Below are 21,629 nucleotides of genomic sequence, written 5' to 3' on the forward strand. Positions count from 1 at the left end.
GACCAGGACTTTTTCAATATTATTTCCAAAGGAATCTCATAAACTGCAACCCGCTAGAAACGAGCCACAACCACGAGGTTTTTGGCATTTGACATTGTGCACGCTGTTGAGTTCTCAAGGATCGGACACACCCGGCTTCAGGCCCTATACTAGGCTGTCGCTCCGGGGCAACTTGTCTAACTTACCCACCCAGCCAGTCGCTGTCAAATCCGCCCAACCGGGCAGTTTCCGGCATGCCAAAGCACACCGAAACACTCGGAAAAACACGACTCAACCAGTGACACACACTCGATGGGAGACTTACTATCCTAGCCCAACACACCAGCACTTGAAACAAGCACCCAGCATCAATGTGGCTAGAAGACGGTCCCACGTGAGGCCGAAAAGCACTGCGGCTTTCCGCACCTTTGGGGTACGTATAGATACATTACGGCCACCACACCCACCCGTCAAAACGCCCCCCACCCGGGCGTGTCGCACCGGCGTGCACTCGCTCCCCACCGGGCCCACCTTATGAACACCGGCCCAGTCTATAAACTGGGCCCACGGACGGGGCCCGGGCCCCGTCCCATAAAGCGTGCAACACACCGGGGAGGAAAACGGACGAGGCGGAATCCGCTTAACTGCGCCCAGCCCGACCACCGGGCCCACCTTATGAACATGGGCCCAGCCTATAAACTGGGCCCGCGGACGGGGCCTGGGCCCCGTCCGCAATACGGGCAGGGGCTAGTAGCGGTAGTGCTCTACCTTGTAGGGGCCCTCGGCGGGAATACCAAGGTACGCGGACTGCTCGGGGGTCAGGACGGTCAGTTCTACTCCGAGGGCGTCGAGGTGCAAGCGCGCCACCTTCTCGTCGAGCAGCTTCGGCAACACGTATACGCCGATCGGATACTTCTCGGGCGAGACATACAGCTCGATCTGCGCGAGCACCTGGTTAGTGAAGGAGTTACTCATCACGAACGAGGGGTGCCCGGTGGCATTGCCGAGGTTCATCAGGCGTCCCTCCGACAGCACGAGCACACTGCGTCCGCTCGGCAGACGCCACTCGTCGACCTGCGGCTTGATCTGCACCTTGACGGCGCCCGCGAGGGACTCGAGCGCGGCCATGTCGATCTCGTTGTCGAAGTGACCGACGTTGGCGACGATGGCGAGGTGTTTCATGCGCAGCATGTGGTCGACACCGATGACGTTGAAGTTACCGGTGCCGCTGACGAAGATGTCGACCTGTTCGACGACGGAATCGAGGCGGGCGACTTGGAATCCGTCCATCGCGGCCTGCAACGCGTTGATCGGGTCGACCTCACTGACGATCACGCGAGCGCCCTGGCCGCGCATCGCTTCCGCGGCACCCTTGCCGACATCGCCGTAGCCGGCGACGAAGACGACCTTGCCGCCGATCAACACGTCCGTCGCCCGGTTGAGTCCGTCAGGCAGCGAGTGGCGAATGCCGTACTTGTTGTCGAACTTGCTCTTGGTGACCGAGTCGTTGACGTTGATCGCCGGGAAGAGCAGTTGCTTACTCGCAGCGAGCTCGTAGAGCCGGTGCACTCCCGTGGTGGTCTCCTCCGTGACGCCCATAAGGTCGGCCGCGACCAGGGTCCAGCGGTCGGTCGACTCGGCCAGCGAGCGACGGAGGGCGGCGAGAATGACGCCGTATTCGTGGCTGTCACCGGCAGCATCCGCTGGTACGGCGCCGGCCATTTCGAACTCGCGGCCCTTGTGCACGAGCATCGTGGCGTCGCCGCCATCGTCGAGGATCATGTTGGGGCCGGTCCAGGTGGCTCCGGCGGCAGCGGCCTCGGCGCTCCAGTCGAAGATCTGCGTGGTGCACCACCAATAGTCTTCGAGGGTCTCGCCCTTCCAGGCGAACACGGGAACGCCGGCGGGGGCGTCCGCTGTGCCAGTGGGACCGACCGCGATCGCGGCGGCCGCGTCGTCCTGCGTGGAAAAGATGTTGCAACTGGCCCAGCGCACCTGGGCGCCGAGGTCCACGAGGGTCTCGATCAGCACGGCGGTCTGCACTGTCATGTGCAGCGATCCGGCGATGCGGGCGCCGGCGAGCGGCTTCGACTCACCGAATTCGGTGCGTAGGGCCATCAACCCTGGCATCTCGTTCTCGGCCAGGCGCAGCTGGTGGCGGCCGGCTTCGGCGAGCGAGAGATCGGCGATCTTGTAGGTAAAGGTGGGGAGCGCGGTGGGTGCGGCGACAGTCATGGTGCTATCTTGCCATTTCTGTCTGAACGACCTCGACATTGTTTCGCCCAGGCGGCACGTTCACCAGAGCGGATGCCCCGGCCGGCTCCGCGCGGTCGCTGCGGCGCGCGCCATCGCGGGGTAGCGCGGGTTAGTTGGCGGCGCCCGGGTCGTCGGCGATGAGGCGGTGGCGCATCAGCTGCCAGCCCTGGGGAGCGCTCGTGCGCTCCGCGTGCCGCGAACACAGGTCAAAGCTGTGCGGTTCTTTACGGCCGGAGAGCGGACCGAGCACGGCCAACGATTCCCCATAGTCGAAGGTGAGCGTGGCCACCGAGGGTTCGAGGCAGGCAACACGAGAGCACGGTCGGAATGTCATTGCCTCAAGGATACCGGCTGCCGGCCCACCGTAGGATGGCAGCATGTCCCGATCCCGTCGTTCCGCAGCGCCCGAACCGACCGTGCGCGGCCGCGGGCGCGATCGGCACGGCCGCGGCATCCGCAGCTCGGCGACCGGCCCGTTTCTGCCGCCGTTGCGAACCCGGATCGACCTGTTCGATATGACGATCGCCTCGACGATCGAATACCTGCGCGGCGTCTGGCCGGAAGAACTGGGCAAGTCGGTGTTTGAAGTGGCCTCAGGGCCGACCTCGGTGATTCCGGGGGTCGGGGTGGAACGCTGGATGGTGACGCCGGAGACGAACCGCGTGGTGTTCTACCGCCTGCCGATCCAGCGCCTGTCGCGCCTGCACGAAAACGATGAGATGCACCAGCGCATGATGATCGAGACCTGCGTGTTTCGCGGCGTCGCCGAATTGCTCGGCAAAGATCCCTGGGATCTCGCGCCGGATCGCTTCCGCCACTTCTAAGCGCGCGCCGCGCGGGCGCCGCGGTACTCGTTCAGGCTCGTGGCAGGTGATCAAACTAGTGCCAACTCGCTCAACTCCAGCCGCGAGCAGAAGGCCGGCGAGTCGGGCATCCGCTTCTTAATGCCGACTAATTCCTTGCTGTGACTGGGATCGGAGCCTGTTGGACGGGTCGTTTGACGCGCCCACTTGTCTGGACGTTTGCTGAATTGAGTAACGGATCGGTAACGGAATGGGGCAATTCCAAACCATTTCGGGGGTGGAGCCGAACACCATGCAGACCCCAACACCACCTGCTCGATCTACAGAAAAGGATTCATCCCATGCGCACATTCACCAAGGCCACCATCGGTTTCGCCTCCGCTGGAATTCTCATCGCCGGCCTCGCCGGATGCTCCACAGCCGCCACGACCTCGACCCCGGCACCAGCCGCCAGCTCGTCGAGCTCGGCCTCCGCCGACCCGACGCCCCTCGCCTCGATCCCCAGCCTGTCGGGTGTCGACACGGCCGTGCTCCTCGACGCAGACTTCGCTGCAGCCCTCACAAGCCTTGGCCTCGCCGCCGGTACCGTCGGAACGGCCACCCTCGAAGAGGGCAGCCTGCACTTTCCGATCACCGGCGGAAACGTGGACTACTACGACCCGGCAGAAAGCTACCGCCCCTTCGTTCAGGGTTCCATTGAGCACGAGGGATCCGGCTTCTCGCTGACCGCCGGCGACACCGTCGTTGAGCTGACCAACTTCACCATCGACCCGGGTACCTCGGAGCTTTTCGGTGACGTTTCGGTCAACGGTGAGTCCGCCGCAACCCAGGCCCTGCTGTTCAACCTCTACGGCGGAACCCTTGAGCCGCTCAAGATGGAGGGCGACAACGCCATCCTCACCGGCACCACGGTTCACATCTCCTCCGTCGCCGCCGGCCTGCTGAACTCCACGTTCAACACCGACGCCGTCGCTGACCAGCTGCTCGTCGGCATCGCGACCATCACCGCCGCGACCAAGTAGTCAGTCGGCTCTTCACAGAGTCAGCTTCACAGCACGAATCGGGGCTCGCCACACGGCGGGCCCCGATTTTTGCGTGCCCGTAGACCGCTCGCGGCTCGTGGCACTCGTTGGCGACGCCGCGTTCGTTGGCGACACGGCACACGTTGGCGACGCCGCGTTCGTTGTTAGGAGTGCCGCGAACTCTGGCGAGTATCGCGACGGGATAGAGCGCCGGGACAGAGCGACGGGATAGAGCGCCGGGATTGGGCCGCGAGCATCCGCTCAAAGCGTCAAACGGATGCCGCCACCCGGCTGCGCAGGTCGTCGCGCACGGTAACAGCGAGGTCGGGATGGTCGACGAAGACCCCGTCGACGCCGCTCCCCATGACGGCGGCGAACTCGCCCCGCCAGTGTCCGAAGTTCGCGGCTAAATCTCCCCGTCGGCACGGTGCCGTGAGGAACGCGTTCTCGGGCCGTAGGGTCCAGCAGAAAATCTGCAGCCCGACCGCGTGGGCGTCGGCGACGAGGGTCGACGTCACGAGCTCGCCGTCGGTATCCACTTCGATGATCGCCGACTTGTCAACGCTGATGCCGACCACCGTGCCACTGTCGCCGAGGGCGGCGAGGCCGGGTTCGGTCAGGTGGTCGGCGTAATAGGGCGCGGCGGCACCGACTTCGACGACTTTATCGATCGGCTGGCCGGCCGGAGCGATCAGGAACACGTTTCGGGCGATAATGCCGCGCGCACGAATCTGATCGAGCACGGTCGGTTCGAAACTTTCGATGATGAGGCGCCCGTCGCTGCCGTTCCAACCGGCCGCTTGCACCTCAGCGGCGAACAACTCGTCGAGCGGCAGGCCGATCGAGGCGAAATAGGCGGCGCTCTTGATTTCGGCGACCATGCCGAGGGTGCGACGAAAGGTGTTCGACGCCGCGTCGACCAGGTCGAACAGGTCGCTCAGTCGCAGAATCGGGTACTGGCCGTCGTGCCGGGCGCTTTTTGGTCGCAAGTGGGCGAGGCGCTCCCGGGCGCGCAGCGTTGACAGTTCCGCCCAGGTGAAGTCCTCGGTGAACCAGCCGGTGACGGTGTGGCCGAGAAACTCCTTAGTGGTGCGGCGGCCGGCGAACTCGGCGCGGGAGGCAACATCCGTTGTGGCGGAGATGTCGTTCTCGTGGCGCAGCACCAGAATGCCGTCGCGGGTGGCGACGATATCGGGTTCGACGGCGTCGGCGCCGAGCTCGAACGCGAGCTCATAAGCTGACGCGGTGTGTTCGGGGCGGTAGCCGCTGGCTCCGCGATGACCGATAAGGAGTGGGGGCATCTGCACACCGTAACGGCGCCGCATGACGCCGACGGCCCGGTCGAGTGAACACCCGCTGAAGTTTCGGCGCGATGCAGGCGAACGCCTCGCGACAACTGGGCATATACGCGCAAATTGGCCGAACAGCGACCAGCGCGCTGCCTAACCTGACAGAGTCTGCCGCTTGGCCGACAACACTTTCAGGAAGATTTGCGCGGATGCCCACCATCGAGGACCTGCAGCGCGACACCGATTCAGCGGTGGCGGTCGCGGCCCCGACGAGCGTCGCGACACCCGCGCCGCCTCGTACGTTCAACGCGCGCAAGAAGAAGAAGCCATGGAAGTCGTGGCTGCTTTTTCTGCTGTTCGCCGGCCCGAACGTGGCCCTGCTGATCGTCTTCACCTACAAGCCGTTGCTGCAGTCGCTGTACTATTCGACGCTGCAGTGGAATCTCGGGTCAGCCTCGGCGATTCCGGTGGGTCTCGGCAACTACGTCGCCTGGTTCACCGACCCGGGCACGGCGCGCGTCGTCACGGTCACCCTGATTTTCACGGTCGCGACCGTCGGCGGCGGTATGGTCATCGGCCTGCTGTTCGCGGTGCTTCTCAACCGCAAACTGCACGGTCGCGGCGCAGCGCGCACCATCGTCGTGGCGCCCTACGTGCTCTCGGGTGTTGCGGTCGGCCTGCTCTGGCTGTTCGTGTTTGACCCGAACTTCGGCATCACCGCGGCGCTGCTCGACGCGATCGGCGTGGCCTCGCCGCCGTGGTACAACGATCCGCACTGGGCTTTGGTCATGGTCATCATTGTCTACCTGTGGAAGAACGTGGGTTACGTCGCCCTTATCTACCTGGCCGCGCTGCAGTCGGTGCCACGAGACGTGCTCGAAGCCGCATCGCTCGACGGCGCCTCCCCGGTGCGCGCGTTTCGCAATATCGTGCTGCCGCTGCTCGGCCCGACGACCTTCTTTCTGTCGATCACGACGCTGCTCAGCTCCCTGCAGTCATTCGACATCATTCAGGCCATGACCCGCGGCGGGCCGCTCGAGGGCACCACCACGATGATGTACCAGATCTACGAGGAAGGCTTTCAAGCCGGTCGGGCCGGGTATTCCTCCGCTGTTGCGACCATTCTGTTCGCCGTGCTGCTCGTGGTCACGCTGATTCAAATGAAGTACGTCGAGAAACGAGTGCACTACTGATGGCCCAGCAGATCACGACAGCCACGCGTCGCCGCAAGCCGCTGCAGCTCGGCGGCTACCTCGGACTGGCGGTGGCCATCGCCATCATGATTCTGCCGCTGCTGTGGATGTTTTTGGCTGGGTTTAAGGAACGCGACGAGATCTACACGGTACCGATTCAGTGGTTCCCCGAGACCTACGACCTGTCAAACTACGCCGCCGCGCTAGCCGCCGTGCCGTTCGGCAGCTTTTTTCTCAACAGCACCATCATCACCGTGATCGGCGCCGGACTCAAGCTACTGCTCGGCCTGACCACCGCCTACGCGGTCGTGTTTCTGGAGTTTCCGTTCAAGAAGTTCGTCTTCGGTTTGGTGATCTTCGCCCTGCTCGTGCCGCAGCAGATCGTGATGATTCCCAACTTCACCCTCGTGGCATCGCTCGGCTGGATCAACACCTACCAGGGCATCATCGTTCCGGGCCTGGCCAGCGCGTTTGGCACCTTTCTTTTTCGCCAGCACTTTCTCACCCTGCCGATCTCCATCCTCGAAGCCGCCGCGTTGGACGGTGCCAGCCACTGGACCCGTCTGTGGCGTTTCATCGTGCCGATCTCAGCGCCGACCATCGCCGCCGTCGCCCTGGTCTCGATCGTGTCCGAGTGGAACGAGTATCTTTGGCCGTTGCTCGTCGTCGACCGTTCCGACATGATGACGCTGCCCGTGGGGCTCATGCTGCTGCAGAACAATGACGGCGTCACCAACTGGGGCGTGCTCATGGCCGGCACCGTGCTGGTCACCGTGCCCGTGCTCCTCGCCTTCTTCGTGCTGCAGAAACGCATCATTGCCGGGCTGACCGCCGGTGGCGTCACCGGCTGACGCTCGTGCATCCGTAGCAGTCAAGCGGATGCCGCCCCAATTCTTTTCTGCTCATCGTGTGTAGCCCCTTCAAGGAGAGATCTATGACCGCCTCACCCACCTTCACCATCAACCGCCGACAAATTCTAAAGCTCGCCGCGGTGTTCGGTGCCACCGCCACCCTCGCCGCGTGCAGCGGGCCCTCCCTCGGAGCCGGCGCCGGCGCCGCTGAGGTCGCGGTGACCGACTGGACCGGGATCGTGCCGGCGAAGGAGATCACCTGGTGGAGCAACCACCCGGGCACTTCGAAGCTGATCGAGGAAGAGATAATCAAGCGTTTTCAGGCCGAGAACCCAGAGATCACCGTGACCCTGGTCACGGCCGGCGCCAACTATGACGAGATCGCGCAGAAGTTCCAGGCGGCGTCTGGCACCAACAGCGTGCCGGACCTCGTGCTGGCGAGCGATGTGTGGTGGTTTCGCTACATGATCAACGGCCAGGTGCTTCCGCTGGACGACCTCGCCAAGCACCTCGAGTTCGACACCGACGACTTCAACAAGACCCTGTACGACGACTACACCTTCACCGGCAACCACTGGGCCATTCCCTACGCCCGGTCGACCCCTCTGTTTTATTACAACAAGGCCGTCTGGGCCAAGGCCGGGCTACCGGACCGCGCGCCGAAGTCCTGGGCCGAGTTCGACGAGTGGGCTCCGAAGATTGCGGCCGATGGCGGCGTGACCCCGCTCGGGCTGGGCAAGGGCGCATCCTGGGCGGCCTGGTGGTTCTGCAACATGCTGTGGGGCCAGGGCGGCGCGTACTCCGACGAGTGGACGATGACCCTCGACACCCCCGAAGCGATCGCCGCCGCGGATTACCTGCAGTCCCTGATCTACGAGACGAAGGTCGCCACTGTGGCTGCCGTCGACCAGGTCGCTGACTTCGGCGCCGGCCTGACCGGCTGCATCATGGGTTCGACCGGGTCACTCACCGGCATTCTCAAGGCCGCAACCTTCGAGGTTGGTACCGGTTTTCTGCCGGAAGGGCCGGAGGGCCAAGCGTGCCCGACCGGCGGAACGGGAGTGGCCATCGCAGCCGACCGTGCCCCGGAGCAGCAGCTGGCCGCGGGTATGTTCCTGAAGTTTCTGACCAACTCGGAGAACACCGCCTATTTCTCCTCGAACACCGGCTACATGCCGGTACGCACCTCGGCCCGCGACGGCGACACCATGACCAGGGTCTACGCCGAGTTCCCGCAGTTTCGAACGGCGGTCGACCAGCTCGAGACCACGCGTTCACAGGATTGGGGCCGCGTCTTCGTGCCAAACGCGGACAAGGAGCTCACGACCGCGCTAGAGAAGATCATGCTGCAGCAGACCGACCCGGCCGAGGCCTTCGCGGTTGCCAGCACGGCGATCGCGACCTCGTTCGACCAGAACGTGAGCCCGTACCTGTAGCTTCTGGGTTGATCTGGAACGGGCTCGCCGGGATGGCGGGCCCGTTCTTGTGTGGGCGGGGATGTTTGCGGAGCTGGGGCGTGGATGTGAGCCGTGAGTTTCGCGGCATTTTCACGCAATTTGGGGCCCGAACTCACGGGTCGGCGAACGGGGACTCAGACTCCCCGTCCTTGGCGCTCGCTTAGCGCTGGGAGAGACGCTCGACCGGTGCGAGTTGGGCGAGTTCGGCATCGAGATCGCTGGCATCAAGATTGCTGGCCTCGAGATTATCGGCCTCGACAACTCCAATGGCCCGATAGAACTCGGCGACCGCCCGACGGGCGTAGGCCTCGTGGTCGAACGCGCTGGCCACGACCTCGCCACGCAGAAAGGCGGTGAGGCCGGCCGCGAGACCGGCATCGGTCTGCGGAACGACGAGACCGGCGGCATCCGGCAGCGCATCGTGAACGGATGCGAAAGCCACCGTCACGACCGCACGCCCCAGTACCAGCGCCTCCAGGAGCACCATCGGTGCGCCCTCGTAGTCGCTCGACAACACGAAGCAGTCGGCGGCGGCCAACACCGGGAACGGGTTGCTGAGCGCCCCGGTCAGGGTGACCGCAGTGCTCAGGTTCAGGTCGTGAATCAGACCGGTGAGCTCGGCTTTGAGCGGCCCGCCGCCGACGATGACAAGCCGGGTCAGCGGATGCCGGGAGTGCACGAGCGCGAAGGATCGAATCAGTCGGGCCTGATTCTTTTCGGGCGAGAGGCGTCCGATGGTGACGAAGGTGGTGACATCGGCGGAATTCCGCTGGTCGGCACGGAGGGCAGCGACCGGTTGCACGGTGGGGGCAGCGACGGGATCTGCGGCGGCCGCGCCGCGCAGGATGCGCTGCACGTCGACGGTGTTGTGCGCGACGGTGAACTTCGAGCGCGGCGCGTAGACGGCGAGGGCCTCGGCGTTAATTTCGGCGAGGGCTGGCGACACCGAGACCAGGCTGTCGTACCGCTCATAGCGGGCAAAGGTTTCGGTGAGGCCGCGCAGCATCCGTTTGGCTCCCCCGACACTGCGGTGGGCGTCGGCTGCGAGGTCGTTGTGCAGCCAGATCGAGCGCACGGCCGGCGGCGAGTGCAGCAGCAGTTCGGCCCAGAACGGGCCGTAGCCGCTGAAGTCCACGACGTGGTCGAAGCGGCTGTCGCCGAAGCAGCGGGTGAATTCGGCGGTGAAAGCGGTGGCGGGGGCGCTCCGGCGCCGGCGGGTGAGGCGCTGCCGGAACCCGCCGTTCATGCCGCCAATCCGAGCGAACTGGCGAACGCGCGGGTCGATCAGCCGCTGGTTGGCGCGGCGGGCCGGCGCATTGCTCTTCGCGAACGCAACCGAGACGTCGAACCGGTCATGGTCGACGGTGCCGAGCAGGTTGATTGCGGCGGAGGTGATGCCGTTGGGTTTCATACCGCCGAGGTAGACCAGCACGGAAGTGCGCGCGGGCCCGGGCGACTCGTGCAGGGCCAGAGCCGGGTCGGCGCCGCGAAAGACGATGTCGATCACGCGGGCACTCGCGGCACCGTCATCCTGGCCGACGTAGTCGTGTTGGGCCGCCCGATAGCGCTCGGTGAAGTCCGGCAGCCGTCCGTGGTCGGCCACCTGGCCGATGACCGCGGCGACCGCCGTGGTGGTGCGACAAACCGGGCCGGGCAGCTCGGTCGGCGCCAGGTATAGCCCGCGGGCCTGCTCGAAGTCGGCGAGGTCGGGGGTGAAGAACACAATCGGACGGCCGGTGGCGAGAAAGTCGAAAAAGATGCTTGAGTAGTCGGTGACCAGAATGCTCGTGAGCCCGAGCACGACGTTGGTCGGGAGAATGTTCGGTACGAGCACCCGCGCGAGGTCGGCGCGGCCGGAAGCGAGCGCGTGCACAGCCTGATGGGTTTTCAGCAGCACGACATAGCGACTGGTATCGATGCCTTTTTCGATCTGCTGCACCCGGTCGAGCAGCGCGTCGAGGTCGTCGTCGGGGTGGGCAAACGAGGCACCCTTCCATGTGGGAGCGTAGAGAACGATCTCTCGGTCGCCGAGATCCAACCCGGCGAGCCGAGTACGGGCGGCGCGCGACTGCTCCGGGCTCAGGGTCTGCCGATCGATCCGGGGGTAGCCGGCCAGAAGCATCCGTCCCCGAAAAATGCCGTCGAGCTTGTAGGCGCGCTCATACATTTGGCGTGCCATGAATGGGTTGGCGGCGAGCAGGTAGTCGGCGCTCACGAAATTGCGCACGATATTGGCGGTGCCGTACGCTCCGTCGACCATGTCGTAACCCATGTGTTTGAGCGGGGTGCCGTGCCAGGTATTGAGGTAGATCTGTGCGGGACGCTTGGAGAATTGCGGCGGAAAGGTGGCGTTGCTGATCAGGTACCGGCTCGTGGCGAGCGCCCGGTAGTAGGCAGGCGATCCGCTCTTCACGAAACGAACCGAGCGGTCGCCGCGAAATTCGTGGCGGGCGGCGCGCGGATTCTTCAGCGCCCAGATGTGCTTCAACCGAGCCTGGTCGGGCGTCTCGCGCAGCTGCCGAAACAAGGCTTCGGGGTTGCAGAGCAGTCCGGATCCGTTGAACGCTTCGTACAGCACGGCGTTCGGATTGATCGCCCGGGTGCGCCAGTAGGCGTGCACTTCGTAGTTACAGGCCCGACGGATGCGACCGGCCAGCCACGCACGGCGGCGGCCCGCGCCCGCCCCCGCGCGGCACAAGACTGCGACGAGCCGGGCGAGCACTGTGCGGGTGACGGCGGGTTCTGTGGCGTTTGGGCGGCCGGGCAGCTGGACCGGCGGGTCGGTGCGCACGGTCACGGCGCCGGGTATGCGGTCGGCTGGCTCAGCCCGCGCTCGGCGAGCACGGCGCGCAACCGGGTGGGGTAGTCGGTGATGATGCCGTCGACACCCAGGTCGATGAGGGTGTGCATGAGCGCGGTCTCACTCACCGTCCACGGGATCACGGGGAGCCCGGCCGCGTGCGCTTCAGCGATCAGCTCGGGCGTGACGGTCTCGAAGACCGGCGAGAGCGCGTCGTAGCCGGCTGAGGCGGCAGCGCGAGCGACCGACCCGTCGTAGTCGTCGATGTCGATGCCGCCGAGGTGCACGCTCGCGCCGGGCTGGCCCACTTCGAGCCAATCGTCGTCCTGGGCGAGGGCAACGAGTCGCAGATCGGGCGCGATCTGCCGCACCAGATTGAGCGAGGCCCAGTCGAAGCTCTGCACCGTGACCCAATCGGCGCTGGCCGACGCCCCGATTTCTGATACGACGGCTCGGGTGAGCGCGGCCATTTCGTCGTGATCGCTCGGGGTCTCGATCTTGGTTTCGATGTTGAGCTGCACCGTGTCCGCGCGGTGAGCCTCGACCAGAGCGAATACGTCGGCGAGTTCGACGATGGTATTGCCGGGCACGTTCTGTTGCTCTGGATAGCCGGGCAGCTGCTGGTAGCCGCAATCGAGCGTCTGAATCTGGGCGAGGGTCAGTTCACGCACCCGGCTGCCGGCGTAGGGGAACGCCGGGTCGTTGCGGAAGGCGGCAGCCGTGTCGCGGCATTTGCTCTCGGTGAGCACATCATCGTGCCAGACCACGACCGCGGCATCGCGGGTGAGGTGGGTGTCGAGTTCGAGGGTGCTGACGCCGAGTTCAAGCGAGGCGGCGAAGGCGGCCAGGCTCTCCTCCGTGTGTTCGCCGCGGCCGCCGCGGTGGGATTGCAGGTCGAACGCGACGGCCTCGTCGAGGGGCACGGCAGCCTGAGCCGGTTCGGCGAGCGCAGACTCCCCCTGCACGGCCGCCGCCGCGCCGCCGGCGAGCACCGTGCTGAGGGCGGCGGCCGCCGCGATGATCAGAATCTTGCGCATGGTGGCACTCTTTCGTGGTTCGCAGCACGCCGAAAGGCGCGCATCTGCCCACGTTAAGAAGGGGAGGTAGCCGGCATCCGGTGCGCAGCCGTCAGGTGCATGAACTCTGTGTTAACACAGGGCGCGACCAACTCAGGCGGGCCGGGAACGCAGGGGGTGCAGCATCCGCTTGAGGCCGCCGGGTCCGGCGCGGTGCAGGGAGACGGCGACGATGACCACGACCGCGATGGAGATCGACGCCTGGGTGAGCGGCACGCTCGGCACGAGTAACCGCAGGGTAAGCGCCATCGGCACGAGCAGCCATTCCCAGCGGCCGCTGAGCGCCACGAACGGCAGCAACAGCAGCGCGTACCACGGGTAGCGGGGGCTGAGCACGAGCAGGGTCGCTCCGATCATGACGAGCTGGCCGACCCACGGCCGGTTCTGGTCGGTTGTGAGAATCACCAGCACGGCCACCACGGCCAGGATGAGACCGGCGACGATCACAGCGGAGGCCCCCGGCGCGACCAGGGACACCAACGCGAACCGGCTGCCGTCCTGGTAGCCCTCCTCGCTGAGGTAACCGGGCAGGTAGCCGAGCACCTCGATGCCGGTGGCGAGCACATAGGGCACGTAGAGCAGGGCGAAACTCAGAACGGATGCCGCCACCATGCGCCACCCGCCCCGCTTGAGTAGGGCGGGCGCGGCCAGCACCGGGATGAGCTTGGTGCCGATCGCGATTCCGAGCATGATGCCGCCGCGCCAGACTTTCTTGCTCGAGACCAGGAACACGGCCGCTACGACGAAGATGACACCGAGCATGTCCACGTGCGAATTGGTGATCGCCTCGGTCGCCACGAGCGGGCACCACGCCCAGAGCGCCGCATTGCGCGGGTCGAGGCCGCGGCGCCGCATACCGATCAGAAGCATGGCGGTCGTACCGAGGCTGAGCAGGAGTCCGGCGAGCTGTAACGGCCAGTATTCAGGCCCGGGTCCGGTGAGAAATCGCACGCCGGCGAAGAAGATCTCGCTGGCCGGCGGGTAGATCGTGGGCACGGCTGTGCGGTTGAGCGCCGAACAGAGCAGGTCGCCGTCAGTGGTGTGGGCGCGGGCGATGCGCTCGCCGACGCAGATCTCCTTGCCCGCAGCGTTGGTCTGCGGGGCGGGAAAGAGCCAGTCGGGTCTCAGAGAATCGAGGCGGGCATCCGCGGGGGTGAAGGAGTAAGGACTGATGCCATTGGTTTGCACGATGCCGTCCCAGGCGTAGCGGGCGGAGTCGGTGCTGGTGTTGGGCGGGCCGACCATGGCCGCGCCGCCGATCAGGGCGGAGCCGGCGAGGATCAGCGCGACGACGGCTTTTGCGTTGACACGGCGCAGCAACCAGTACGCGAGGCCGAAGAGCGCCCAGAGGGCGCTCGTGACCAGCACGAGCTGCACCTGGTCGCGGTCGGGTTTGAACAGGTCGAGGGCGGTGACGCTGAACGCGGTGAGGGCAGCGCTGAGTACGAGAAGTCCCGAGATAAGAATGAGTCGCACCAGTCCATCCTCACCTACTTGTGCCCAGCAGCGCCCCTTTCTGCACCTGCGGCTTGAGAAACCTGCAGACCGTAAGACTCCCGGGTTACTGGCGGTGGCCCCCGGGCGGGAGAGCAGACCATGACCATGCGCCTCGACAGCTCAAGCAACTCAAGCAACTCAGACCCACCCTCTCGGTTCGGTAAGCAGTATCAGCGAATCGAGGCAGCGGCCCACGAGTGTGCCAGTGGGTATGCAGTCGCCGAAGCCGATCAACTCGTCGATCACCGTTTCGAGGGGCCGTGAGATGCAACAGGGGCACCAGCCGTTCGCGTCAAAACTTGCACGCATGGCGTCGATGTAGTCGTCTCTTGACATTCCCACGATGTCAGTCACGATCGCCGTCGGTGTGCGGCCGTCTGAACTCATTCCGGTGAATGTGCGCCCACAATCGCACGCCCCGTTGGGGTTGCGTTGGCTGGCTGGGCAGGGATCGATCATCCACACCAGTTCGCCCGCGATGCACGGGTGGGACTCGCCCTCGCTGGCCCGTCGTGCCGCTTTACTCTGTTTGCTCTGGATTATCTCCGTCGCGACCAAAACCTTCATCGTTCTTCTCCTTGGTCTCGGCACGAGTCTCAGTGAGTAGATACCCATCACGCTAGCGGCACCCACCGACATTCCTGTGGCTCCGGTCACGACCAGGTGACGACAGCCCGACGAAGAAGGCGCGGCCCCGAAATCTTCTGCGAAAACGAGGCGGGCCGTGTGCACATCGTAAGGATTCAGCGGGGTCACGGCGGGCGTTCAGATGGTGCAATAGACGTATGCGGCGATTGATGTACGAAGCCCAGCGAGCGCTGGCGTCGCCGGTGCGCAATCCGCGGATGGCGACCGTGATCGGTCGGCTGCTCGGCGCCGCCTTTTTGATCTGCTTTGGCACCGGCCTGTACAGCCATTTTCTGCAGGAACCACTGGACTGGATGCGCTTCGCGACCCGGCCCGAGTTTCTCTACCAGGTCACCCAAGGCACGCATATCGTGGCCGGCATCGCCTGTTTTCCGCTGCTGCTGGCCAAGCTGTACATCGTTTTTCCCAACCTGTTCGCGTATCCGCCAGTGCGCGGACTGGTTCATTTTCTCGAGCGTGCCTCGATCGCCCTCTTTGTGGGTGCCTCCCTCGTGCAGATAACGATCGGACTGCTCAACACCTATCAGTGGTATCCGTGGCCGTTTCCCTTTCGGCAGGTGCACTTCGCGCTCGGCTGGGTACTGATCGGGCTACTCGTCATCCACATCGGGGTGAAGCTGCCCGCGATCACACGGCACTGGAACAAATCGTCTTCTTCAGACGATGACCACCTCGTCGACGCCGTGTCGAACGACCGGGCTTCCAACGCCGAAGCCGTGCGGCTCTGGGGTACGACGCGGCCGGGCGGGGTGACCGGGCGCGTGCTCGACTACATCGATGCGACGCCGCGAGTTGCCAGCAGCGTCAGTCGCCGCGGCTTTCTCACGACGGTTGGCGTGGCGACTACAGCGGTCGTTGGCCTAACCGCCGGGCAGACCTTCACGCCGCTGAACGCGGTCAACCTGTTCGGTCCGCGCAAGAAGGGGGTCGGACAGCAGGGCGTTCCGGTGAACCGCACGAGCGAGCAGGCACAGGTAGCGGATGCCGCGATGGCGTCGGCCTGGACCCTCACCCTCGCGGTCGCCGGCACCGAACGTTCATTCACCCGGGCCGAGCTGCTCGCGCTGCCGCAAACCGAGGTGCGGTTGCCGATCGCCTGCGTGGAGGGCTGGAGCCAGATGGCTTCCTGGCGCGGGGTACGGCTGCGGGACCTCGCCGACCTGATGAACGCCGACCCGGAGACCTCGTTTCGCCTAATCAGTCTCGAGGAACGCGGCAGCTTCAGTAAAACCCAGATGGGCCGCGAATACGTGCGCGATCCGCTCACCCTGGTAGCGCTCGAACTCAACGGCGAAACCCTCGACCTTGAGCACGGGTATCCGGCGCGCATGATCGCGCCCGGACGACCCGGCGTGCTCCAAACCAAATGGCTGAGCCGAATCGAGGCGATCCAATGACGCGAGCGGATGCGAACACGACCGGCGCCAGGGCCAGTGGCGTTGGAATTTCCGGGCTGAACCCACCGCCGGCCGGAATAACGGCATCGACCAGCCGACGGATGCGCAGCATCCGCCTGGTGCTGGTAGCTATCGGTGTGCTGCTGCTCGCCTGGGGCGCGTTTGTGATGTTCGATTCGGTGCGGCTGACCCGCATTCCCGGGGTCGCGCTGTGGGTCGGGGCGGCGATCGTGTTGCACGATGCGATTCTGGCTCCGATCGTGTTCGCGCTGGGTTTCGCGCTGCGGCGGGTGGGTCGCCGGGCGACCGGAACGGTCATTGCGATCGTGCAAAGCGGCATCGTTGTGGGGTCGATCGTGTCGCTCGTAGCGGTGCCGACGATCGTGGCGAAGAACTTCGCACCGGCCAATCCGACGGTGTTACCGCTGGACTACGCACTGAATTTGGGTATTTTCTGGCTCGTTCTGGCTCTGGTCACTGTGGGGCTGTCGGTCGGGGCATTCCTGCGCTGGCGGCAGCCGGTCCCGGCACTACCGGATGATTCCGGTCGGTAACTTTCGGGGCTCCGGGCCCACCTTGTGGCCTCGGGCCCAGTTTATAGACTGGGCCCATGGACGGGGCCCGGGCCCCGTCCGGCAGTGCAAGCGGGAGCAGTGCAGGCGGGAGCAGTGCCGGCGCGAGCGGAGCGGTGCGGGCAAGGAGTCAGGCGCGGGCTAGACGGGCGAAGGAGCGGCCGCCACGGGTCCATTCGGCGTCCTGAAAGAGTCCGAACCGGGCTGCTCGGCGGCGCAGGGCGCTAACCCCGATCTCCGCCCAGGGAAAGGCGTCGCTCGTGTGTCCGGCGGCGTCGTGCAGGGTGCCCTCGTAGGCGAGGTCGTGCTCTGGGTCGCGATGCACCTCGACAACGAGCACACCGTCGGCGGCGAGCAGCTCCGCGCAGCGATCGAGCAGGGCGTCGGGATCGCCGCCGATGCCGATGTTGCCATCGACGAGCAACAGGGTCGCCCAGGAGCCCACATGCGGAATGTAGTCGAACACCGAGCGGTGCAGCACCGCGAGTCCGGCCGCGACCGCGATCCGCACAGCGGTCGGCGAGACGTCGACGCCGAGGGCGTCGAGTCCTACGTCGATCGCGGCCTGGATCATGCGACCCGGTCCGCAGCCAATGTCGAGCACGGGTCCGGCGACGCCGGTCAGCAAGGACCGATCAGTCGCATCGGCACCGGCACTCCAGCGTGCGGCGTGCATGGTCGACACGCGTGCGGGGGTGCCTGGATCGGCATCGGCGCGATTGCCGTGCAGGTACAGCACGTTATCGTCGCTCTGCAACGCCTGCGCGTAGGGTTCGGATCCGCCGGCGCCGAACGTGGTCGGGCGCCTAAACAGCTCTGCGGTCGTGCCGTCGACACCTTCGATAGCGTCATCGGTCACCCAGTCGGCCGGCTGGCCGATGAGCGCTGGCGTGAATCGGTCAGCGTCGGCGGTTTCGTCGCCGGCCGTCCAGTCCGCCCCCTGCGCACGCAGGATCGGCGAGACCAGGGTCACGAGCGTTCCCCGATCAGGGCGAGAAGGTCAGCGCTGCTCAAGTCGGCAGCGCGCGGGTGAACAGCGTCCAGGTCGGCAGCGCGCGGGTGAACAGCGTCCAGGTCGGCAGCGCGCGGGTGAACAGCGTGCAGGTCGACCGGGTGCAGGTCGACGTCGCCGCGCCGAGCGGATGCCTGCACCGCCTCGAAAGCACGGCCGAAGCGCGAGTCGGGAGCGATCGAGGCGACAGCGTGGGCATCCGTTATGGTGTCGATGTCGGTGAGCGAGGGCAGCAGACCGACGGTGAGGCCGGCCCGCTCGAGGCGTCGCAGCTGGTGCGCTCCGGTGTCGGGGCGGCTCATCGGGATGCCGCGAAGCAGGGCACCGGTCGGGTTTTTCAGGCCGAGGGCCCAGAAACCGCCGTCGTTTGCGGGGCCGAACCAGGCATCCGTTTCGTCACCCCAGCCGGAGAAGACGGGCGCGAGCAACTCCGCGCTGACCTGCGGGGTGTCCATACCGAGCAGCAGGGTCGGCTCATTGAGGTGGTCGAAGATGGCGGCGAGGCGTTCGTCGAGTGCGCCGCCGGTCTGCGGCAGAATCTCCCAACCGGAGGCCTCGGGTGGTGGCGTCACGCCGTCGAACGCCAGGATGTGGCGGGTGGCGGGCAGCCGTGACGCGACCGTGAGGGTGTCGGCGAGGCTGGCAGCGGCGAGCTCGGCTGCCTGCTCGAGCGAGAGCGGCGGGTGCAGGCGGGTCTTGACTTTGCCGGGCAGGCACTCCTTGGCGATGACGACGATCGCGGTCATGAGCGGTCTCCCCGCGGGTTGGCAGCGAGCAGCGTGGACATGTCCTTGATCGCGGTGAGGGTGCCGCGCACGGTTCCGGTTACCTTGCTGCGACCGACCCGCGGCGCGTAGCCGGTATCGACTTCGAGGATGCGCCAGTCGGCCGCGGCCGCTCCGAGAAACATCTCGAGCGGATACCCGCTGCGGCGGTCGTGCAGATCGAGGGCGAGAAGGTGGTCGCGGCGGGCCGCTCGCATGGGACCGAGATCATGAATGTTCACACCTGTTATTCGGCGCAGTTGCCAAGAAAGATAGGTATTTGCTAAGCGGGCATGCGGTGGCCACGCGTTGGGGGTGGTCGGGCGGCGACGTCCGAGCACGAGATCGGCCTCATCGGCACTGATCGGGTCGACCACCAGAGGCAGATCGCGGGGGTCCATCGAGGCATCGGCGTCGCAGAACGCCACGATCGGGGCGGTCGCGGCGAGGAGCCCGGCGTGGGCTGCGGCGCCGAACCCGCGCCGGCTTTCGTGCACGACCTGCGCGCCGAGCATGCGCGCGACGTCGGCGGATCCGTCGGTCGACCCGTTGTCGACCACGATCGCACCATAGCCGGCGGGCAGGCGTTCGAGAATCCACGGCAGTGCCTGCGCCTCGTTCAGGCAGGGCAACACCACGTCGACCCGAATGTTCATCATGATCCGAGCCTAAGCGGGGGGTCTGGGCCTTCGAGACGAAAGAGCTTACGAACCGCTGAAGTCTTCTGGGTCTTTGGTGTGAGAGAGCTTACCCACCACCGGCCCCGGCTTCGGGAAGCGGGGCCAGTTTTGATCATGGGCCCACCTTCCGGCCGTGCCCGGAAGTATTTTGCCGATGAGGGACCTGTGCTCACGGCAGAACGGTGCGCACTTCCGCGCGGAACCAAGGCCGCCCGCCTAGTCTGAGGGGGTGTCCCCCTCCCAATATTTTGCGCCGCCCCGAGCGGATGCCCTCGCCAGCCGCCGCGTTCTCGTAATCGAGGACGACCCCATGGTGTCCGAGGTGGTTGGGCAGTACCTGCGCGCCGCCGGATTCGTCGTCGATGAAGCCGTCGACGGGCTCGCCGGTCTGCGCCAGGCCGAAACGGTGCAGCCCGACCTCGTGGTACTCGACTGTATGCTTCCGCTACTGGATGGCATCGAGGTCTGCCGGCGCATTCGCGTGAACTGGGGCGCGCTGCCGGTGATCATGCTGACCGCCCTCGGCGAGGAGGAGCACCGCATCGAAGGGCTCGAGGCGGGCGCCGACGACTATCTGGTGAAACCGTTCTCGCCGCGGGAACTCGTGTTGCGGGTGCAGTCGGTGCTGCGGCGCAGCAGCACCGAATCGATTCCCGAGGGAATCCTTGACGCCGGCGAGTTCTCGCTCAACCTCGCCGCGCATGAAATTCGGCTGCGCGGCAAGCCGCTTGTGCTGACGAGTCGGGAGTTCGACCTGCTCGCCTTCCTGATCTGGCGGCCGTCGAAGGTGCTCACCCGCGAAGAACTGCTCCGCTCGGTCTGGGGTTGGGAATTCGGCGATCTCTCTACAGTGACGGTGCACGTGCGGCGTTTGCGGGAGAAAATCGAGATCGACCCGGCGCATCCGTTGCTCGTGAACACTGTCTGGGGGGTCGGCTACCGCTTCGATCCGGTGCCGCTCGGGCCAGCATCGAGTGGCGCGGCATGAGTGCGCGCGGCATGAGTGCGCGCGGCATCAGCGCCGCTCGCATTCTGGCGGGGCCCCCGGACAGTTCGCCACAGTCCATCACACCTCCGACCAGACCGCGCGCGGGCTGGGCTGGCGCGCGGGGCGGCATCCGTTTGACACGGGGTGACGCACGATGACCGCGGGCGTCTTCGCGACCGTGGCCGGCATCGCCCTCGGCTGCGCGCTCGTCGTGGGCGCGCTGGGATTGCTCGCGCTGCGCCTGCTGTCTCGGGGATCGCTCGTGACACAGCTCATCGTCGTCGCTTTCGCTACCGTGGCGTCGGTGGTCAGCGGTACCGCGGCGGTGGCGTCGCTCATGTACCTGTCGGCGCACGACCTGACCGTGTTCTATTCGGTCGCCGTCGTCGCCGGAATCGTCTCGCTCGTGATGGCGTCGGTGCTGGGACGATCCCTGGTGCGTGACAACCGCTATTTTCGGGCCGCGGCGGCGAGCATCGGTCGCGGCGAATCGGTGATCTCCCCGGAGCGGCATACCAGCACGGAGTTCGCTTCGCTGGCCGGGGAACTGGCCGCGACGGCCGACCGGCTGACAGAATCCCGTGAGAGGGAGGAACGCATCGACACAGCGCGACGCGAAATCGTGGCGTGGATCTCACACGACCTGCGCACGCCCCTGGCCGGTATTCGGGCCATGGCCGAGGCTCTCGAAGATGGCATGGCGCCCGACCCGAAACGGTACCACGTGCAGATTCGCGGGCAGGTCGACCGGCTCAGCGGCATGGTCGATGACCTGTTCGAGCTGTCCAAGATTCACGCGGGTGCGCTGCAACTCAACTTCGAACGGGTAGCCCTCTACGACCTGATCAGCGATACCGTCGCCGACCTCGCGCCAGTGGCGCTCGCCAAATCGCTCGACCTGCGCTTCGAGGGTGAACGCGGCCTCACCCTTCAAGCGGATGCCCGCGAACTCGCCCGCGCGGTCGGCAACCTCGTCATGAACGCCATTCAGCATTCCCCGGCCGGGAGCGCCATCGTGGTCTCGGTCACCCGGCACGACGATGGCCGCGCCGTGATCTCGGTCGTCGATGCGGCCGGGGGCATTCCCGAGCAGGACCTTGGCCGGGTGTTCGAGGCCGGATGGCGGGCGAGCGAGCCGCGCACCGCGTCCGGCGCGGGTCAGAGCGGCGGCGCCGGGTTGGGACTCGCGATCGTCGACGGAATTGTGCGGGCTCACGCTGGGCAGGTGACCGTGACCAATGTGGGGGACGGATGCCGGTTTGAGTTGCTGCTGCCGCAGCATCCGCTGGGATGATGGGTGGCGGGCTCGGCCCTCCGCCGTGGCGCGTTCAGCAAATCCTCGTGC

Annotated in this window: 19 protein-coding genes; 9 read left to right on the top strand and 10 right to left on the bottom strand. The window is 65.9% G+C overall.

The window, feature by feature from the left end; genetic code table 11:
- Positions 1–726: 726 nt before the first annotated feature.
- Together ahcY and QMK31_RS04795 are read right to left on the bottom strand one after the other, a co-directional pair.
- Entirely contained in the window at positions 727–2,214 is a 1,488-nt protein-coding gene (gene ahcY, locus QMK31_RS04790; protein ID WP_283499825.1) for an adenosylhomocysteinase, read from the bottom strand.
- Positions 2,215–2,344: 130 nt separating this feature from the next.
- On the bottom strand, positions 2,345–2,569 hold the full coding sequence (locus QMK31_RS04795) for a DUF3499 family protein (protein ID WP_283499826.1): 225 nt from the start codon (positions 2,567–2,569) through the stop codon (positions 2,345–2,347).
- Between the two features lie 43 nt (positions 2,570–2,612).
- On the opposite strand from QMK31_RS04795, the gene QMK31_RS04800 reads away from it, so the two are divergent.
- Together QMK31_RS04800 and QMK31_RS04805 are read left to right on the top strand one after the other, a co-directional pair.
- A complete protein-coding gene (locus QMK31_RS04800; RefSeq protein WP_283499827.1) occupies positions 2,613–3,059 on the top strand; it encodes a metallopeptidase family protein in 447 nt (148 codons plus the stop codon).
- A gap of 320 nt (positions 3,060–3,379) precedes the next feature.
- Positions 3,380–4,060, top strand: a complete 681-nt coding sequence (locus tag QMK31_RS04805; protein WP_283499828.1) for a hypothetical protein — start codon at positions 3,380–3,382, stop codon at positions 4,058–4,060.
- A 269-nt stretch (positions 4,061–4,329) separates the two neighbouring features.
- Here QMK31_RS04805 and QMK31_RS04810 read toward each other — a convergent pair whose 3' ends face one another.
- Positions 4,330–5,361, bottom strand: coding sequence for a glycerophosphodiester phosphodiesterase family protein (locus QMK31_RS04810; RefSeq protein ID WP_283499829.1), 1,032 nt, complete (start codon positions 5,359–5,361; stop codon positions 4,330–4,332).
- A 197-nt stretch (positions 5,362–5,558) separates the two neighbouring features.
- On the opposite strand from QMK31_RS04810, the gene QMK31_RS04815 reads away from it, so the two are divergent.
- The 3 genes from QMK31_RS04815 to QMK31_RS04825 all read left to right on the top strand — a co-directional run bounded on the left by QMK31_RS04815 (position 5,559) and on the right by QMK31_RS04825 (position 8,829).
- On the top strand, positions 5,559–6,542 hold the full coding sequence (locus tag QMK31_RS04815) for a carbohydrate ABC transporter permease (protein ID WP_283499830.1): 984 nt from the start codon (positions 5,559–5,561) through the stop codon (positions 6,540–6,542).
- Positions 6,542–7,393 (top strand): carbohydrate ABC transporter permease, encoded by an 852-nt coding sequence (locus tag QMK31_RS04820; protein WP_283499831.1) that lies wholly within the window; start codon positions 6,542–6,544, stop codon positions 7,391–7,393. Before QMK31_RS04815 ends, QMK31_RS04820 begins: the two co-directional genes overlap by 1 nt.
- 83 nt (positions 7,394–7,476) lie before the next feature.
- Entirely contained in the window at positions 7,477–8,829 is a 1,353-nt protein-coding gene (locus QMK31_RS04825; RefSeq protein ID WP_283499832.1) for an ABC transporter substrate-binding protein, read from the top strand.
- Positions 8,830–9,010: 181 nt separating this feature from the next.
- Here QMK31_RS04825 and QMK31_RS04830 read toward each other — a convergent pair whose 3' ends face one another.
- The 4 genes from QMK31_RS04830 to QMK31_RS04845 form a co-directional block, all read right to left on the bottom strand.
- Positions 9,011–11,647 (bottom strand): glycosyltransferase, encoded by a 2,637-nt coding sequence (locus QMK31_RS04830; RefSeq protein WP_283499833.1) that lies wholly within the window; start codon positions 11,645–11,647, stop codon positions 9,011–9,013.
- Complete coding sequence (locus QMK31_RS04835) at positions 11,644–12,687, bottom strand: glycerophosphodiester phosphodiesterase family protein (protein WP_283499834.1); 1,044 nt, start codon at positions 12,685–12,687, stop codon at positions 11,644–11,646. Before QMK31_RS04835 ends, QMK31_RS04830 begins: the two co-directional genes overlap by 4 nt.
- A gap of 132 nt (positions 12,688–12,819) precedes the next feature.
- Complete coding sequence (locus QMK31_RS04840) at positions 12,820–14,202, bottom strand: glycosyltransferase 87 family protein (RefSeq protein WP_283499835.1); 1,383 nt, start codon at positions 14,200–14,202, stop codon at positions 12,820–12,822.
- A 159-nt stretch (positions 14,203–14,361) separates the two neighbouring features.
- Positions 14,362–14,790 carry a DUF7715 family protein gene (locus QMK31_RS04845; RefSeq protein ID WP_283499836.1) on the bottom strand — a complete coding sequence of 143 codons (429 nt, stop codon included), beginning with the start codon at positions 14,788–14,790 and terminating at the stop codon, positions 14,362–14,364.
- A 218-nt stretch (positions 14,791–15,008) separates the two neighbouring features.
- On the opposite strand from QMK31_RS04845, the gene QMK31_RS04850 reads away from it, so the two are divergent.
- Positions 15,009–16,268, top strand: a complete 1,260-nt coding sequence (locus QMK31_RS04850; RefSeq protein WP_283499837.1) for a molybdopterin-dependent oxidoreductase — start codon at positions 15,009–15,011, stop codon at positions 16,266–16,268.
- Positions 16,265–16,822: a hypothetical protein gene (locus QMK31_RS04855; RefSeq protein ID WP_283499838.1), complete on the top strand. Its 558-nt coding sequence runs from the start codon at positions 16,265–16,267 to the stop codon at positions 16,820–16,822. Before QMK31_RS04850 ends, QMK31_RS04855 begins: the two co-directional genes overlap by 4 nt.
- A 148-nt stretch (positions 16,823–16,970) precedes the next feature.
- Here the strand turns inward: QMK31_RS04855 and QMK31_RS04860 are convergent, their stop codons facing one another.
- The 3 genes from QMK31_RS04860 to QMK31_RS04870 are packed head-to-tail and all read right to left on the bottom strand — an operon-like array spanning position 16,971 to position 19,275.
- The gene (locus tag QMK31_RS04860) at positions 16,971–17,813 is read right to left on the bottom strand and encodes a methyltransferase domain-containing protein (RefSeq protein WP_283499839.1); all 843 of its coding nucleotides are present in this window, start codon (positions 17,811–17,813) and stop codon (positions 16,971–16,973) included.
- The gene (locus tag QMK31_RS04865; protein ID WP_283499840.1) at positions 17,810–18,598 is read right to left on the bottom strand and encodes a TIGR04282 family arsenosugar biosynthesis glycosyltransferase; all 789 of its coding nucleotides are present in this window, start codon (positions 18,596–18,598) and stop codon (positions 17,810–17,812) included. Before QMK31_RS04865 ends, QMK31_RS04860 begins: the two co-directional genes overlap by 4 nt.
- Positions 18,595–19,275, bottom strand: coding sequence for a glycosyltransferase family 2 protein (locus tag QMK31_RS04870; RefSeq protein ID WP_349361542.1), 681 nt, complete (start codon positions 19,273–19,275; stop codon positions 18,595–18,597). The genes QMK31_RS04865 and QMK31_RS04870 overlap by 4 nt, the downstream gene beginning before the upstream one ends.
- A 250-nt stretch (positions 19,276–19,525) precedes the next feature.
- Here QMK31_RS04870 and QMK31_RS04875 point away from each other — a divergent pair, with 250 nt between their 5' ends.
- Both QMK31_RS04875 and QMK31_RS04880 read left to right on the top strand, forming a co-directional pair.
- Positions 19,526–20,284 carry a response regulator transcription factor gene (locus tag QMK31_RS04875; RefSeq protein WP_283499841.1) on the top strand — a complete coding sequence of 253 codons (759 nt, stop codon included), beginning with the start codon at positions 19,526–19,528 and terminating at the stop codon, positions 20,282–20,284.
- A gap of 154 nt (positions 20,285–20,438) precedes the next feature.
- Positions 20,439–21,578 carry a sensor histidine kinase gene (locus QMK31_RS04880; protein ID WP_283499842.1) on the top strand — a complete coding sequence of 380 codons (1,140 nt, stop codon included), beginning with the start codon at positions 20,439–20,441 and terminating at the stop codon, positions 21,576–21,578.
- Positions 21,579–21,629 lie beyond the last annotated feature (51 nt).

This window comes from Cryobacterium sp. PH31-O1 (assembly GCF_030063455.1).
Lineage (GTDB): Bacteria > Actinomycetota > Actinomycetes > Actinomycetales > Microbacteriaceae > Cryobacterium.